Below are 15,455 nucleotides of genomic sequence, written 5' to 3' on the forward strand. Positions count from 1 at the left end.
GGATAATTAATTCTGCGTGTCGAGCGTCGCCAGCTCTTTATCAATAAAGTACAGGCCTTCGCCGCTTTTACCGGCGAGGGTCAGCTTATCAATAACAGATTTAAATAATTTCTCTTCTTCGTGCTGTTCAGCCACATACCACTGCAGGAAATTAAACGTCGGATAATCCTGATTAGTCATGGCGGCGTGGGCCAGCTCATTAATTTTCTGGGTAATCAGCTGTTCGTGTTCGTAGGTGACGCGGAACAGCTCATCCAGCGATGCGTACTCGGCAAACGGCGAGGAGATAGCGTTGATGCAGGGCAGACTGCCGGTATCGGTCAAATAATCAAACAGGCGCTGCATATGGGTCATCTCTTCCTGCGCATGACGGCGGAGGAATGCGGCGGCGCCTTCAAAGCTGTGGTAGCTGCACCATGCGCTCATTTGCTGATAAAGCAGAGAAGAATAAAGTTCAAGATTCATCTGCTCATTCAGTTTATCGATCATTTCTGTTTTCAGCATCGTGTGTGCTCCGAAAATAAAGGGTCAACGTAATTGTGCGGTTACTATAATTTGTTATTAATTTATTTGCAAAAAGTAAATTAAAAAACTTATTTATTAAAAATGAAAATGGGAATAAAACGCATTGGCAATTTAATAAGTAATGAGAATGGTTTCGGTTTAATATTTTAGTCAGTTCGTATTATCAAAATAAAAAACAGAAATAAGGTGTCTGGCGTTGGCAGGAAGATGGGCTGCCAGGGAGCTGACTGCGTCTCTGCCTGTGGCGGCTGGTACCGGGAGGGCGGGGGCGAAGGCGAAAAATGTGAAGCGCTACGTAATTTATAAAACAACTTTTCATAAAATTTGAAAGTGCGTTTGTTAAGTAGTAGAGTCCATCATAACGCTAACGAACTATCGCGGGAGTGCCCGCACAGCATTCAGGAGAGTAAAGCATGAAAATTGCACTGATGATGGAAAACAGCCAGGCCAGCAAAAACGCCATCATCCTCAACGAGCTAAACGCCGTTGCCGATGAAAAAGGGTTCCCGGTATACAACGTCGGGATGAGCGATGAGCACGACCATCATCTGACCTATATTCATCTGGGCATCATGGCCAGCATTCTGTTGAATTCGAAAGCGGTTGATTTCGTGGTAACCGGCTGCGGAACCGGACAGGGCGCGCTGATGTCGCTGAACATCCACCCAGGCGTAGTGTGCGGCTACTGTATTGATCCGGCTGATGCCTTCCTGTTTGCGCAGATTAATAACGGTAATGCGCTGTCCCTGCCGTTTGCCAAAGGTTTTGGCTGGGGTGCCGAGCTGAACGTGCGCTTTATTTTTGAAAAAGCCTTCACCGGTCGCAATGGCGAAGGTTACCCACCGGAGCGCAAAGAGCCGCAGGTGCGTAACGCCGGGATCCTGAATACGGTGAAAGCTGCCGTGGTGAAAGATAACTATCTGGATACTCTGCGCGCTATCGATCCGGAACTGGTCAAAACGGCTGTCTCCGGCCCGCGTTTCCAGCAGTGCTTCTTCGAGAACTGCCAGGATAAAGAGATCGAAGCTTTTGTCCGCCAGATAGTCGGCTAAGCAAGCTCTCGTTTTTTTCGAATAAGGCCAGCCTCCGCTGGCCTTTTTGCTGCTATTTTTTGCTCTGCGAGACGCTGCTACCGGCATCTTTGCTCAATCGCAGACTATCTACCATTCCCACCAGACAAATTAAGGCAATAAAGACAAAGGAGAGCCGGAAGCTGATCCCCGGTAGGGTCGTCAGACTTAACCACTCACTGGCTTTTTCACCCATGCGAATGCCGATCGCGCCGAGGGTGATCCCCAGACCCACGGCCAGCTGTGACGCGGTACTGAACAACGTATTGGCGTAGCTCATCTGCGCAGGCGGAACATCGGCAAAAGCAAGCGTGCTCACGCCGGTAAACTGAATCGAGCGGAATACGCCGCCGAGATACAGGATCATACAAATAAGCCAGACCGGGGTCTGCGGCGTTAAAAAAGCACAGGCGAGCAGCGAGATGACGTTTAGCGTCCCGTTTATTAACAGCAGCCGACGGAAGCCGAGCCAACGGATGAGCGGGGTGGTGGCGGGTTTAATAGTGAAGTTGCCGACAAACACCGCCAGCACCAGCAGCCCGGAATGGAACGGATCCATACCAAAGCCAACCTGAAACAGCAGCGGTAACAGAAAGGGGACGGCGCTGATGGAAGCACGGAAAAGCGATCCTCCGTACATCGTAACCCGAAAGGTGGGTACCTGTAGCGCATCGAGACGCACCATCGGCCACTCTGCCCGGCGGAAATGGCGCAGAGCGAACAGCATGCATCCCGTACCGATCCCCAGCAGGACCAGGGTTGTCCAGCCTTGTGGTCGGCTATCGCCAAGCAACTCCATGGCGCTCACCAGGCTCACCATAGCAACCGATGTCGCAAAGAAGCCGGGAAGGTCAAAGGGACGTCGCTGCGCTTCGCGGATATCGGGAATAATTCGCAGCGACAGCGCGATGGCGATCAATCCCAGAGGAACATTAATAAAGAAAATCCAGTGCCAGCTGGCATAGCGGGTAATAAAGCCACCCAGCGGTGGACCGATGATCGGCGCAACCAGCGCCGGCCATGTCAGTGTGGCAATGGCTTTGATGAGCTGATCTTTTGGCGTGGTACGCAGTACCGCCAGGCGGCCGACGGGCACCATCAGCGCGCCACCAATACCCTGAAGGATTCGCATGGCGACAAAGGTGTCCACGTTGCCGGCAAAGCCGCAAAAAACGGAGGCAAGCGTAAAAATAGCCAACGCCAGCGTGAAGATCTTACGCGCGCCGAAGCGATCGGCAATCCAGCCGCTGGCCGGGATCAATACCGCCAGCGTAATCAGGTAGGCGCTGATACCGATATTGAGGTCAACCGCCGCAACGCCAAAATCTTTTGCCATGTCCGGCAGCGCGGTAGCGATTACCGTCCCGTCAAGAAACTCCATGAAAAATGCGCCGGCGACCAGCAGCGCAGGAGCAGAGAAGGCGCGGCCTTCTCGTGAAGAGATATCTGTACTCATTGTGTGTTTGCCATCGCCTGGTGAGGTGCCTATCGCGGGAAAAACGTGCAGGCTCTTAACTCTGCGATTTCCCTCACTTTTGTTTAATTTATAAATTATTCTTGTAAATAAATTGTGAGTTAGCGCATGTTTCTATTGATTTATGTGATGCAAGTCATATTATAGACCCCATCAATGGTAACACCTGCATAACAAAACCGGAGTCGCTTCATGAAACTGCGCAAAATTCTGAAGAGCATGTTCGAGCAGTACTGCAAAACATTCAAAGATGTACCGCCTGCCGGTATGTTCTGATAAAAAAACCTGCTGCGGCAGGTTTTTTTATCTCTCGGGATTTAGGTTACTATTACGCTCCTCGAAAAAGGAGTAATAAATGTCTCAACATCTCACCGAACAAGACGAACTGGTTTCTGACGTTGTCGCCTGCCAGTTGGTTATCAAACAGATTCTCGACGTCATTGATGTCATCGCCCCTGTTGAAGTCCGCGAAAAAATGACCACGCAGCTGAAAGCCATCGATTTTGCCAGCCATCCGGCTTCGGCCGATCCGGTGACGCTGCGCGCGGTCCAAAAAGCGATTGCGCTGATTGAGCTTAAGTTTACGCCGCAGGGTGAAGCACACTAAGTTGTTTCGCCCCGCTATCGCTGTCGATGGCGGGGCGAAAACCAGACGTTAATGAGAGATAGCGGCCCTTGCCGACGCCGGCTGTTCATCTTTAAATAGCTTACTGTTGCCCCAGCACTCTTCATAACGATGGCCGACTAAATCCTCCACGATAATACGCACATCGGACGGGATATCGCTAACCTTACCCCCTGCTTTAATCCGCGCCACTTCCTGCAATACGACCAGGTGCGCTTTGCGATCCAGTTTCATCTGCTTGCTGAAGACAATGGCTGCCAGCGCCAGCAGGATCACGCCGCTACAGAACACCACCGCAATGGCGGTCACGGCGCTTTCTGGTTGCGTATGCGCTTTCGACTGGAACCCGTAAAAGCTGAGAATAGCTCCCATCGTGAAGACAATAATCGAACGCAGGATTTTTCCGGAGAAGGTCATGGCGCCCGCGTAGATCCCTTCGCGGCGGCGGCCGGTATAGATCTCATCAACATCGGCGAGGAAGGTGTAAACGGTCCATGGAATGTAGTACACGCCGCCGGTACCCAGGCCAAACAGCACCGTGATCCCAAACATCAGGATGGTTGCCAGATGAGCGGGCAGATGGAAAAACCACAGCGAGGTGTACAGCAACACGGAGAAAATCACGATGCTCAGCGCCAGAATATAGGGCTTGCTGAATCCCTTTTTCACACACAGGCCGATAAACAACGCCGTAGAGAGCAGCTGCAGAATCGAGTTCAGGCTGTTCAGCCCGGCGACCATCGCCGGATCGTGCTGCAGGACAAAGATAACGAAGTAGGTAAAGATCGAGGCAAACAGCCATTCTGCGCCGAAACCGCAGAGATACATCCCAAGATGTTTGCGGAACACGCGTAGATAGAAGGTTGAACGCATATCCTTCGCCAGCATCAGCAGGGTCGTGAGCAGGCCTTTTTTCTCATTCACGCGAACTTCTTCTTCACGCGGGCGCTCCCAGCTGCAAAACCACAGGCAGGAGATGGCGATAATCAGAATAACCCCGTAGGTCAGCCCGGTCAGGAAGAACGGTGTGGCGGAGTCTTTGCCGTACAACAGGATAAACTGACCTGGGATGAACGCCGCCAGGAAGTTGGCAAGCTTGCCGAAAATGGCTTTATAGCCGGTCAGTTTAGAGCGTAATGAGAAGTCGTCGGTCATTTCGGTGGCTAAGGTTTCATAAGGCACCATGACTGAGGTATAAATAATCTCAAAGACGACGTAGGTGCAGAGGTAGTACCAGAAACCCAGCCCCTCAACCCACAGCAGCGGGTAAAACATCATCAGCGGGATGCCGATCAATAAAAAGAAACGTCGGCGTCCGAAGCGTTTGCCGAGCCGCGTTTTACCGAAGTTATCGGTCAGGTAGCCCATTAACGGATTGCTGATCGCATCGATGATGCTGGCGACGGAGAAAATGAACGACGCCTCAATCAGCGTCAGTCCGCAGAACGTGGTGTAGAAATAAAGTAGCCAGGCGCCGCTGATTGCCAGCGCGCCGCTCCCCAGTAAATTACCGCCGCCGTAGGCTAGCTGATGGCGTAACAAAATCGGTCTTCCCTGCAACCCTTGTGAGGTTGAAGCCGCGTATCCTGCCATTAATATAAACCTCATGTTTTAAATTTTTGAAACGCTGTTTTTATATTCTTAAAGTCGATGGCGAAAAGTGATCGCCGTCACTAATCACCCGCTGCGCCATTTCCCAGAGCAGGAATGCGATCGGCTTAAAAGTTTTTAATGCTTTTCAGGAATAAGAACGGCGCCTGAACGGCGGAAATGATGTGTCAGAAACAGCGATCGCTGGAACGTTATCCGCGATGGACGGAGGCGTGAAGTGGAGGGATTGATGATCCGGTGTCGTTTATTCGCGCAGCGGAACGGTGGCCATACGGCGGTCTGCAGGGCATCGTCCGGCGGGTTTTAGTGCCAACGCTGCGCGGTTGCGCCGGCCAGGGCGATCGCTATGCTGCGATGCGAAAGCCGTTCTCTCGGGATCCATACTCGCTGAGAGAACGGTTGATGTGATGCCGGCGCGATGGCCTTAATCCTGGCGGCGTGTCACCAGACTGAGCAGGCGGCGATCGGTCTGAAGCATACCCAGGCCGGCTTTATCCGCGTTACGAACCTCTTCAAGCACGCTTTGCAACAGCACGCCGTCCTGCTGCTGCTCTTTCTCCAGCAGCGTCAGGAAGCGCCAGGTGGTGTCGTCGCGTTGCGCTTTAGCCTCTTCGGTCAATCCGGACAGCATGCTGCTACGCTGTTCATAATCGGCCAGGGTGGTGGTAAACAGATCTTCGAGGGAGTGACAGTTATAGCTGTAGCTGCCTTCATTTTTGACGATCGGCCAGTTTCCGCCGGTCTTCATAAAATCGAATACGCGCATCATCTGCGTCACGTGGGATTGTGCCCGGGAGCGCAAAAAGATGGCGGTGCCGTTCAGACGGTGCTGTTCGCACCATTCGCTGAGATGCAGATATAAATTTGAGGCATGAAACTCAAGGTTCATCTGATTATTGAGTTTTTGAGCCATTCCTGAAACGACCATAAAAAATATCCTTATTAAGCTGGAGGTATCATTCACGCGTCGGGAATCTTCGCCGGTGAACGATAAAATGCGAGACTCTTTACGCGTAACATTGTCGGCAAAATAATGAATTTGCACTTTCCCTATGTGTATCGGTAATTAATTAGCGCCTGCCGATATATATAGAATACCCTCAATAATAGACTAAGAAAACTCTCAAGTGCATCTGTTTACGTTTCGTTACAACATCCTTATAAAGCGTGTTGTTTTTGTCTTTTACTTGATTTTAATATCCATATCTTGATGATTTTATTGAATTTATTTTTATGGCTTTTTTTATGATATGGATGATGCCTACGACATATTAATTAAATATGAATTTAATCCTGAGGTCATAATTCGGTCATGTCGCATCAACCATTCGGTAAAAAAGAAATCACGAGAAATGATTGAGTGACGTCATTTTTACAGGACCAGATAAGCGGGATGATGAGGTGTATTCTGTTATTAACGGTAATAAAATTCTCCTGTGCGATATTTCATCTTGTGAGAAGTCGTATCGGTAAGGGAAACGGCTGAAAAAGGGGGCACAGCACTTTCGGGACATCTCCTGAGAGCAGGCGGCGGTAGCGACAAGGATAAGTCTGCTGATGATATGGATAATATTGCTATGTGCAGGGCTAATTGTCTGACAATTAGCTCTTTTTTTATGTCATTTTTCGCTAAATCTATGCACGCAATTACTGTAATTCCGCGATGTGATAATGCTCTCGTATGGAGAATTGATTTCCAGTTATTACTTAATGAACAACGGCAGTTCGGTGTGCAATTTTTCTAATGCCTTGTTTTACGTCCGATAAAAAAATTAAGTCCGATACTTCCCTACAGAAAAGCGAAATAAAGCTGGAGTTTACCATGCACAAATTTACTAAAGCGCTGGCGGCGATCGGTCTCGCTGCGGTTATGTCACAATCAGCTATGGCTGAAACGCTTAAACTCGGATTTCTGGTCAAACAACCGGAAGAACCCTGGTTTCAAACCGAGTGGAAATTTGCCGATAAGGCCGGCAAAGATTTGGGCTTTGAGGTAATTAAAATTGCGGTCCCGGATGGTGAGAAAACCCTGAATGCCATCGACAGCCTGGCGGCCAGCGGGGCAAAGGGCTTCGTTATTTGTACACCTGACCCGAAACTCGGGGCGGCGATTGTCGCTAAAGCGCGCGGATACGATATGAAAGTCATCACCGTCGATGACCAGTTCGTGAATGCGAAAGGTAAACCGATGGAGAGCGTACCGTTGGTGATGATGGCCGCCAGTGAAATTGGCGCCCGTCAGGGGCAGGAGCTGTACAAAGAGATGCAAAAACGCGGCTGGGATGTGAAGGATACCGGCGTGATGGCGATTACCGCTGATGAACTCGATACCGCCCGTCGTCGTACCACGGGTTCCATCGACGCGCTGAAAGCGGCCGGTTTCCCTGACCAACAGATCTACCGCGTGCCGACTAAATCCAACGATATCCCGGGCGCCTTCGACGCCGGTAACTCGATGCTGGTACAGCATCCTCAGGTGAAGCACTGGCTGATCGTGGGGATGAATGACAACACCGTACTGGGCGGCGTGCGCGCCACCGAAGGTCAGGGCTTTAAAGCCGGGGATGTGATTGGCATTGGCATTAATGGTGTGGATGCGGTTAACGAACTCTCCAAAGCGCAGGCGACCGGTTTCTACGGTTCTCTGCTGCCTAGCCCGGATATCCACGGATATAAAACCAGCGAGATGCTCTACAACTGGGTCACAAAAGACGCAGAACCGCCGAAATTCACTGCGGTCACCGATGTGGTGCTGATCACGCGCGACAACTTCAAAGAAGAGCTGGCGAAAAAAGGGCTGTAAGGCCTGGTTGACCCTGCCTCCCGCAGCCTGCGGGAGGCTGAGCATAGAAGAGCGGAGTTGTTATGCAACAGTCTACCCCTTATCTCTCATTTCGCGGCATTACCATGACCTTTCCCGGCGTTAAGGCGCTCTCCGATATTAGCTTTGACTGCTATAGCGGACAGATCCACGCCCTGATGGGGGAAAATGGAGCCGGAAAATCGACGCTGCTGAAAATTCTCAGCGGCAACTATATTCCTACCGCCGGCGACCTGCAGATAGACGGCCAACCGCGCGTATTCAGCAACACTACCGAAGCGCTGAACGCCGGAGTGGCAATCATTTATCAGGAGCTGCACCTGATTCCGGAAATGACCGTCGCGGAGAATATCTACCTCGGCCAAATCCCGCATAAGTACGGCTTAGTGAACCGCTCGCTGCTCAACTACGAAGCGCGGCTGCAGCTGGAACATCTGGGGCTGGATATCGACCCGGAAACGCCGTTGAAATACCTCTCCATCGGCCAGTGGCAGATGGTTGAGATTGCTAAGGCGCTCACCCGTAACGCAAAGGTTATCGCATTTGATGAACCGACCAGCTCTCTTTCGGCGCGCGAGATCGACCATCTGTTTCGCGTCATCCGCGAATTGCGTGAGGAAGGGCGCGTGATTATTTATGTTTCGCACCGCATGGAGGAGATTTTTGCGCTCAGCGATGCGATCACCGTGTTTAAAGATGGCCGCTACGTACGCACCTTCGATGATATGCAGACCGTGAGTCATGACGCGCTGGTGCAGGCGATGGTCGGGCGCGAGCTGGGCGATGTTTACGGCTGGAAACCGCGTGAGTATGGCAAAGAGCGTCTGCGCCTGGAGCAGGTCAAAGCGCCCGGCGTCCGCAGGCCGGTAGATCTGTCGGTGCGCAGCGGGGAAATCGTCGGCCTGTTTGGGCTGGTCGGGGCCGGGCGTAGCGAGCTGATGAAAGGGTTGTTTGGCGGAACCCGTATCACCGGCGGTCAGGTGTATATCGACGGGCAGGCGATCGATATTCGCAAACCGGCACAGGCTATCGAGGCCGGAATGATGCTGTGCCCGGAAGACCGCAAAGCGGAGGGCATTATTCCGGTCCATTCCGTACGCGACAATATCAATATCAGCGCGCGTCGCCGGCATATTCACGCGGGCTGCATCATTAACAACGGCTGGGAAGCGCACAACGCCGATCGGCATATTAAGTCGCTTAATATCAAAACCCCGGGCCCCGAACAGCTGATTATGAATCTCTCCGGCGGCAACCAGCAGAAGGCGATTCTGGGACGCTGGCTGTCGGAAGAGATGAAAGTGATCCTGCTGGATGAGCCGACCCGCGGCATTGATGTGGGCGCTAAGCATGAAATTTATAACGTTATCTATGCCCTGGCGGCCTCCGGTGTCGCCGTCGTTTTCGCCTCCAGCGATTTGCCCGAAGTGCTCGGCGTGGCCGATCGTATCGTGGTGATGCGCGAAGGTGAGGTGGCGGGCGAACTGCTGCATGATGATGCCAATGAACAGCAGGCGTTAAGCCTTGCGATGCCAAAAGTGAGCCAGGCGGTCGCCTGAGTAAGGAGTCAATAATGTCCTCTGTTACTACCCCTAATGCCCGCCAGAGTTCGTTTAGCTTTGCCCGAATCTGGGATCAGTTTGGCATGCTGGTTGTTTTTGCCGTGTTGTTTATCGGCTGCGTGATTTTTGTACCCAATTTTGCCTCGTTTATCAATATGAAAGGGCTGGGGCTGGCGATCTCAATGTCCGGTATGGTGGCCTGCGGCATGCTGTTTTGCCTGGCGTCCGGGGATTTTGATCTGTCGGTGGCATCGGTCATCGCCTGCGCTGGCGTAACGACGGCAGTGGTGATTAATCTGACGGAAAGCATGTGGATAGGGATTGCCGCCGGTCTGCTGCTGGGGGCAATCAGCGGGCTGGTTAACGGCTTCGTGATTGCCCGGCTGAAAATTAACGCCCTGATCACGACGCTGGCCACAATGCAGATTGTGCGCGGCCTGGCTTATATTATCTCCGACGGAAAGGCGGTCGGCATTGAAGATGAGCGCTTCTTTACCTTAGGCTATGCCAACTGGTTTGGCCTGCCGGCCCCGATCTGGCTGACCGTCGCCTGCCTGATTGTTTTTGGTTTACTGCTCAACAAAACCACCTTTGGCCGCAATACGCTGGCTATCGGTGGCAATGAAGAGGCGGCCCGTCTGGCGGGGGTGCCGGTGGTGCGGACCAAAATTATTATCTTCGTGATCTCAGGCGTGGTTTCTGCGGCCGCCGGGATTATCCTCGCCTCGCGCATGACCAGCGGCCAGCCGATGACCTCGATTGGCTATGAGCTGATCGTTATCTCAGCTTGCGTGCTGGGTGGCGTGTCGCTGAAAGGCGGGATCGGTAAGATCTCTTATGTGGTTGCCGGGATCCTGATCCTCGGCACCGTAGAGAACGCCATGAACCTGCTCAATATCTCGCCGTTCTCTCAGTACGTGGTGCGCGGGGTGATTCTGCTGGCGGCGGTTATCTTCGACCGTTATAAACAAAAAGCAAAACGGGCTGCTTAATAATCCCCCAACCTTTTAGTCTAATCCCTGATTATCGCCAGCGCCCGCTACGCTGGCGATAGCTATCAAAAATGGCGATCCCGGTCACACTGTCTATACTTACATGGCTAACAATCCGTTAACAACCAGCGTTGTGCTGGCCATGAAAGGAGGAGAACAGGGTGGCTGACAAGATATCTGTACCGCCTGTGCCAACCGAACATCATGCATTTTTCTTTGACCTCGACGGCACGCTTGCCGATATCAAACCTCATCCCGATCAGGTTGTTATCCCCACACAGGCGCTTCAGGCGCTGCGGCAGCTTGCGCAGCAGCACGGTGGGGCGGTGGCATTGATTTCAGGGCGCTCAATGGTTGAGCTTGATGCGCTTACCCATCCATACCGGCTGCCGCTGGCCGGTGTTCACGGGGCAGAACGCCGCGATATCAATGGTAAAACGCACATCGTCACGCTTCCTGATGCGCTGCTCCGGGAACTGGATGAGCAGCTGCGGGCGGCGCTGGAGACGATGCCGGGATGTGAGCTGGAACACAAAGGCATGGCGTTTGCGCTGCATTATCGCCAGGCGCCGACGTACCAGAGCGCGGCGCTATCGCTGGCGCAGGGGATTGTCAAACGTTACCCCATCCTCGCATTGCAGTTGGGTAAGTGCGTGGTGGAGATTAAGCCGCGTGGGGTCAATAAAGGGGAAGCGATTGCGACGTTTATGCAGGAGGCGCCGTTTCAGGGGCGTAAACCGGTATTCGTTGGCGACGATTTGACGGACGAAGCCGGGTTCAACGTCGTGAATCAGCTCGGCGGCATGTCGGTAAAAGTTGGCAAGGGCGACACCCAGGCGCAATGGCGTCTGCCGGATGTCGCGGCCGTTCAGCATTGGTTAATCAGCATCGCAAATAATAAGCAACAACCTGATGCGCAAAATGACAGGAGGGAGGGTTATGGGGCGCTTAGTCGTAATATCTAATCGTATTGCGCCACCGGATGATAAAAAGGCCAGCGCGGGTGGCCTGGCCGTGGGCATTTTGGGCGCGCTGAAGGCCGCCGGTGGATTATGGTTTGGCTGGAGCGGAGAGATTGGCGATGACCAGAAACCGCTAAACACGGTGACGCGAGGCAATATCACCTGGGCCTCGTTTACGCTCAATGAACGGGATCATGACGAATACTACAACCAGTTTTCCAACGCCGTGCTGTGGCCGGCATTTCACTATCGCCTGGATCTGGTGGACTTCCAGCGTCCGTCATGGGACGGCTATCTGCGGGTTAACGCCAACCTGGCGAAGAAGCTTCTCCCGCTGATTGAGCCCGATGATATTTTGTGGATTCATGATTATCATCTGCTGCCTTTTGCCAGCGAGCTGCGCAAGCTCGGGGTCAATAACCGTATCGGTTTCTTTTTGCACATTCCGTTCCCGACGCCAGAGATTTTTAACGCGCTGCCTCCGCATGCCGAGCTTCTTGAGCAGCTCTGTGACTACGATCTGCTTGGCTTCCAGACCGATAACGACAGAGTGGCGTTTCTTGATAGCGTCTCGCTACAGACCCGGGTAGTAACGCGAGATGGCCGACGCCATGAGGCATGGGGCAAACATTTCCGCACCGAGGTTTACCCGATAGGCATCGATCCTGACGAGATTGCGCGCAGTGCGAAGGGGCCGCTGCCGCCCAAACTGGCACAGCTGAAAAGCGAGCTTAAGGGGGTAAAAAATATCTTCTCCGTTGAGCGACTGGATTACTCTAAAGGCCTGCCGGAGCGCTTTCTCGCCTATGAAGCCCTGCTGGAGAAATACCCGCAGCACCATGGCAAGATTCGCTATACGCAGATTGCGCCAACCTCCCGCGGCGAAGTACAGGCCTATCAGGATATTCGCCATCAGCTGGAGACCGCCAGCGGCAGAATCAATGGCCAGTACGGACAGCTGGGCTGGACGCCGCTGTACTACCTGAATCAACATTTTGAACGCAAACTGTTGATGAAGATCTTCCGCTATTCCGATGTCGGGTTAGTGACGCCTCTACGCGACGGGATGAATCTGGTGGCGAAAGAGTTTATTGCTGCCCAGGATCCGCAGAACCCGGGCGTGCTGGTCCTGTCGCAGTTTGCCGGGGCGGCGAATGAGCTAACCAGTGCGCTGATCGTCAATCCCTACGATCGCGATGAGGTGGCCGCGGCGCTGGATCGTGGTCTGACGATGCCGCTGGCGGAACGCATTGCGCGTCATGCGGAGATGCTGGCGGTCATCAAGGATAACGATATCCATCATTGGCAGGAGCGGTTCATCAGCGATTTGCAGCAGATCGAACCGCGCAGTGAGGAGAGCCGATTGCAACGCAAAGTCTCAACTTTCCCCAAACTGGCGTAGCGCGGTAAGCGGGATACAGGCTGACGCCTTTGGCGTCAGCCTTTTTCCAGAGAGACCAGTAAAACGTCCACGCCGCTGCTGCCGACGATGCTTTTCGCCGAGCAGGTGGCGCGCGAAAACAGGCTGTGGTTGTGATTGCCACATATCACCAGGTCCACGTGATGCTGCTGGCAAAAATCTTTGATGTGGTGGCTGAGTTCGCCGCTGGCAATCGTCACGTTGTCGATAGGGTAATTGGCTTCTTTCGCCAGTCCGGAGAGAAAATCTCGCGTTTCTTCATGCATCAAGTCCCGCAGGTTTTCCAGCATCGGCGCAGCAAACTGGTTATATAACTCCGGATCGGTGGCCAGCGTGATCAGGCTGACTTTGGCATCCAGCGGACGTGCGATAGAGACCGCTTTATTGATAAGCACGCGGCTTTCCGGCGTTGGGGCGACGGCAACGAGCAGATGAGAATAGGACATCAGGCCTCCTTCAGATACGCGAAATAACCCTTCATACTTTCTTTACTCTCATTTTTTATCTCCCGCAATCCCTGTTCATCACACATTAAGCGACTGATTTCTGGTGGAGATAAATCACGTTTTCATCGACCAAATTTTAGTTTTGGACATGCGTTTTGTTATAAAGGAAATGCTGTTTTATAAATAGGTGATGCGTGTCCGTCGACTCTTTGTATTTTTGCCATGGACGGGGGCGGGCTGGCAAAAACGAAAAGGTAACCCTGTTCTCATACTTCTACTGTAGCCATGTATCCACTCCCTTTTGGCTAAGCCAGAAAGCTTGTCGGAGTTCACTAAAAAAAAGACACAGGATTTACGGCGATGAAAACACGTAAAATCGGTTTAGTTAATTATCTGGCCTATGGCTCGGGCGACTTCCTCGGCGCCGGGACCACCGCGCTGACCGCGGCCTGGCTCCTCTACTTCTACACCACCTTCTGCGGCCTTTCCCCTATTGAAGCAACATTGATTTTTGCCACGGCGAGAGTGCTGGATGCGGTGATCAGCCCGCTGATGGGCTTTCTGACCGATAACTTTGGGACCACGTGGCTCGGCAAACGCTTTGGCCGACGTAAGTTCTTTATTCTGCTCGGCATCCCCTGCGTGTTCAGCTACTCCATCATGTGGGTTAGCGATATGGGATTCTGGTATTACCTGCTCACCTATCTGCTGTTCGATATCGTCTACACCATGATTCTGGTGCCGTATGAAACGCTGGTACCGGAAATGACGGATGATTTTAAACAAAAAACCAAATTCTCCGGCGCGCGTATTTCGATGGCGCAGATGTCGGCCATTCTGGCGTCATTCCTGCCGGGCATTCTGCTGACCCAGTTTGGTAAGGACAATGCGGTTTCCTTTTTCTACGCAAGTCTCGTCTTCTCCGTGCTGTGCGCGCTGATGCTGACCTTCGTCTGGTTCTTTACCTGGGAACGTCCGCGGGAAGAGTGGTCCGAAGCCGCGCTGCGGGCGGAAGAAGAGAAGCGCAATTTGTCTTTGGCTCAGAGCCTCAATCGCCTGTTTATTGAGCTGAGTTCGACGCTGCGGATTAAGATTTTCCGCCAGCACCTGGGGATGTACCTTGGCGGCTATATCGCTCAGGACGTCTTTAATGCCGTGTTTACCTACTACGTGGTGTTTGTGCTGATGCAGGAGGCCTCAATGGCGTCCAACCTGCTGGGCACGATGGCTATCTTCCAGTTTATTGCCGTCATCGCCATGATTCCGCTCTGTATTCGCTTCGGACCCGCCCCTTCGTATCGTATGGTGGTCGTGCTGTTTGGCCTGAGCTCGCTGTCCTACGCGATTCTCTATTACGCCGGACTGAGCGATGTCTACTCGCTGCTGCTGTTGATCTCTGCCGTCGCGGGACTTGGGCGTGGCGGAATCAACTATGTGCCATGGAATACCTACACCTATATCGCGGATGTGGATGAGGTCATCACCGGGCAGCGTCGTGAAGGGATTTTTGCCGGCATTATGACGCTGACGCGCAAAGCCTCTCAGGCCGGCGCGGTGATGCTGGTGGGTATCATTATGCAGCTCTCGGGGTTTGTTTCCGGGCAGAAGACCCAGCCCTATGAAGTGAGCCATACCATCCTGTTGATCCTGAGCGTCGGCACGCTGGCGGTGCTGGCCTGCGGTTTCCTCGTCTCCCTGCGCTTCAGGCTCAATCTTGCCACGCATAGCGTGCTGCGGGCGGAGACGCTCAAAATGCGTCGCTCGGGCCGCGCACAGCCAGAGCTGGCGACAGCGGAAGATCGCGCGGTGGTTGAGATGCTGGCCGGCATGCCGTTCGACGCGCTGTGGGGAAATAACAATATTGGTTATCTGAACCGCAATAAACCTGCCGCGCCATCGCTGAAGCAGGGTGCTGAAATGAAATCGACATACAACAGAGGGTAAAGA

Annotated in this window: 14 protein-coding genes; 9 read left to right on the forward strand and 5 right to left on the reverse strand. The window is 53.0% G+C overall.

Annotated features, from left to right (window positions below):
- Positions 1-6: 6 nt before the first annotated feature.
- Positions 7-504 carry a non-heme ferritin gene (gene ftnA, locus AC236I_RS08900; protein ID WP_004864122.1) on the reverse strand — a complete coding sequence of 166 codons (498 nt, stop codon included), beginning with the start codon at positions 502-504 and terminating at the stop codon, positions 7-9.
- A gap of 434 nt (positions 505-938) precedes the next feature.
- Here ftnA and AC236I_RS08905 point away from each other — a divergent pair, with 434 nt between their 5' ends.
- Positions 939-1,577: an RpiB/LacA/LacB family sugar-phosphate isomerase gene (locus AC236I_RS08905; RefSeq protein ID WP_004864120.1), complete on the forward strand. Its 639-nt coding sequence runs from the start codon at positions 939-941 to the stop codon at positions 1,575-1,577.
- Between the two features lie 52 nt (positions 1,578-1,629).
- Here the strand turns inward: AC236I_RS08905 and AC236I_RS08910 are convergent, their stop codons facing one another.
- On the reverse strand, positions 1,630-3,051 hold the full coding sequence (locus tag AC236I_RS08910; RefSeq protein WP_015583994.1) for an MFS transporter: 1,422 nt from the start codon (positions 3,049-3,051) through the stop codon (positions 1,630-1,632).
- Positions 3,052-3,261: 210 nt separating this feature from the next.
- Here AC236I_RS08910 and azuC point away from each other — a divergent pair, with 210 nt between their 5' ends.
- Both azuC and AC236I_RS08920 read left to right on the forward strand, forming a co-directional pair.
- Positions 3,262-3,345 (forward strand): stress response protein AzuC, encoded by an 84-nt coding sequence (gene azuC / locus AC236I_RS08915; RefSeq protein WP_015583995.1) that lies wholly within the window; start codon positions 3,262-3,264, stop codon positions 3,343-3,345.
- Between the two features lie 79 nt (positions 3,346-3,424).
- On the forward strand, positions 3,425-3,676 hold the full coding sequence (locus tag AC236I_RS08920) for a DUF2766 family protein (RefSeq protein ID WP_004864113.1): 252 nt from the start codon (positions 3,425-3,427) through the stop codon (positions 3,674-3,676).
- Positions 3,677-3,724: 48 nt separating this feature from the next.
- Here the strand turns inward: AC236I_RS08920 and AC236I_RS08925 are convergent, their stop codons facing one another.
- Positions 3,725-5,287, reverse strand: a complete 1,563-nt coding sequence (locus tag AC236I_RS08925) for an MFS transporter (protein ID WP_064359002.1) — start codon at positions 5,285-5,287, stop codon at positions 3,725-3,727.
- 442 nt (positions 5,288-5,729) lie between these two features.
- Positions 5,730-6,233: a non-heme ferritin-like protein gene (locus AC236I_RS08930; RefSeq protein ID WP_004864107.1), complete on the reverse strand. Its 504-nt coding sequence runs from the start codon at positions 6,231-6,233 to the stop codon at positions 5,730-5,732.
- 894 nt (positions 6,234-7,127) lie between these two features.
- Between AC236I_RS08930 and AC236I_RS08935 the strand changes: the two genes are divergently transcribed.
- From AC236I_RS08935 to otsA, 5 genes are all read left to right on the forward strand, one after another.
- Positions 7,128-8,108, forward strand: a complete 981-nt coding sequence (locus AC236I_RS08935; protein WP_004864103.1) for an arabinose ABC transporter substrate-binding protein — start codon at positions 7,128-7,130, stop codon at positions 8,106-8,108.
- Positions 8,109-8,170: 62 nt separating this feature from the next.
- Entirely contained in the window at positions 8,171-9,685 is a 1,515-nt protein-coding gene (araG, locus tag AC236I_RS08940; RefSeq protein ID WP_004864098.1) for an L-arabinose ABC transporter ATP-binding protein AraG, read from the forward strand.
- 14 nt (positions 9,686-9,699) lie between these two features.
- Positions 9,700-10,680 carry an L-arabinose ABC transporter permease AraH gene (gene araH / locus AC236I_RS08945; protein WP_004864095.1) on the forward strand — a complete coding sequence of 327 codons (981 nt, stop codon included), beginning with the start codon at positions 9,700-9,702 and terminating at the stop codon, positions 10,678-10,680.
- 161 nt (positions 10,681-10,841) lie between these two features.
- Positions 10,842-11,645, forward strand: coding sequence for a trehalose-phosphatase (otsB, locus tag AC236I_RS08950; RefSeq protein WP_015583997.1), 804 nt, complete (start codon positions 10,842-10,844; stop codon positions 11,643-11,645).
- A complete protein-coding gene (otsA, locus tag AC236I_RS08955; protein ID WP_004864090.1) occupies positions 11,620-13,044 on the forward strand; it encodes an alpha,alpha-trehalose-phosphate synthase in 1,425 nt (474 codons plus the stop codon). Before otsB ends, otsA begins: the two co-directional genes overlap by 26 nt.
- Positions 13,045-13,079: 35 nt before the next feature.
- Here the strand turns inward: otsA and uspC are convergent, their stop codons facing one another.
- On the reverse strand, positions 13,080-13,508 hold the full coding sequence (gene uspC / locus AC236I_RS08960) for a universal stress protein UspC (protein WP_004864087.1): 429 nt from the start codon (positions 13,506-13,508) through the stop codon (positions 13,080-13,082).
- A gap of 360 nt (positions 13,509-13,868) precedes the next feature.
- On the opposite strand from uspC, the gene AC236I_RS08965 reads away from it, so the two are divergent.
- Positions 13,869-15,452, forward strand: a complete 1,584-nt coding sequence (locus AC236I_RS08965; protein WP_104896797.1) for an MFS transporter — start codon at positions 13,869-13,871, stop codon at positions 15,450-15,452.
- Positions 15,453-15,455: the final 3 nt, after the last annotated feature.

The sequence above is a fragment of the Klebsiella sp. Sb-30 genome (assembly GCF_057652795.1).

Bases quoted from the DNA above. Each gene is read 5' to 3' on its own strand.
- AC236I_RS08965 (WP_104896797.1), top strand. From the start codon at position 13,869: ATGAAAACACGTAAAATCGGTTTAGTTAATTATCTGGCCTATGGCTCG.
- AC236I_RS08935 (WP_004864103.1), top strand. From the start codon at position 7,128: ATGCACAAATTTACTAAAGCGCTGGCGGCGATCGGTCTCGCTGCGGTT.
- otsA (WP_004864090.1), top strand. From the start codon at position 11,620: ATGGGGCGCTTAGTCGTAATATCTAATCGTATTGCGCCACCGGATGAT.
- araH (WP_004864095.1), top strand. From the start codon at position 9,700: ATGTCCTCTGTTACTACCCCTAATGCCCGCCAGAGTTCGTTTAGCTTT.
- AC236I_RS08930 (WP_004864107.1), bottom strand. From the start codon at position 6,233: ATGGTCGTTTCAGGAATGGCTCAAAAACTCAATAATCAGATGAACCTT.
- ftnA (WP_004864122.1), bottom strand. From the start codon at position 504: ATGCTGAAAACAGAAATGATCGATAAACTGAATGAGCAGATGAATCTT.
- araG (WP_004864098.1), top strand. From the start codon at position 8,171: ATGCAACAGTCTACCCCTTATCTCTCATTTCGCGGCATTACCATGACC.
- AC236I_RS08910 (WP_015583994.1), bottom strand. From the start codon at position 3,051: ATGAGTACAGATATCTCTTCACGAGAAGGCCGCGCCTTCTCTGCTCCT.
- uspC (WP_004864087.1), bottom strand. From the start codon at position 13,508: ATGTCCTATTCTCATCTGCTCGTTGCCGTCGCCCCAACGCCGGAAAGC.
- AC236I_RS08905 (WP_004864120.1), top strand. From the start codon at position 939: ATGAAAATTGCACTGATGATGGAAAACAGCCAGGCCAGCAAAAACGCC.
- AC236I_RS08920 (WP_004864113.1), top strand. From the start codon at position 3,425: ATGTCTCAACATCTCACCGAACAAGACGAACTGGTTTCTGACGTTGTC.
- azuC (WP_015583995.1), top strand. From the start codon at position 3,262: ATGAAACTGCGCAAAATTCTGAAGAGCATGTTCGAGCAGTACTGCAAA.
- AC236I_RS08925 (WP_064359002.1), bottom strand. From the start codon at position 5,287: ATGGCAGGATACGCGGCTTCAACCTCACAAGGGTTGCAGGGAAGACCG.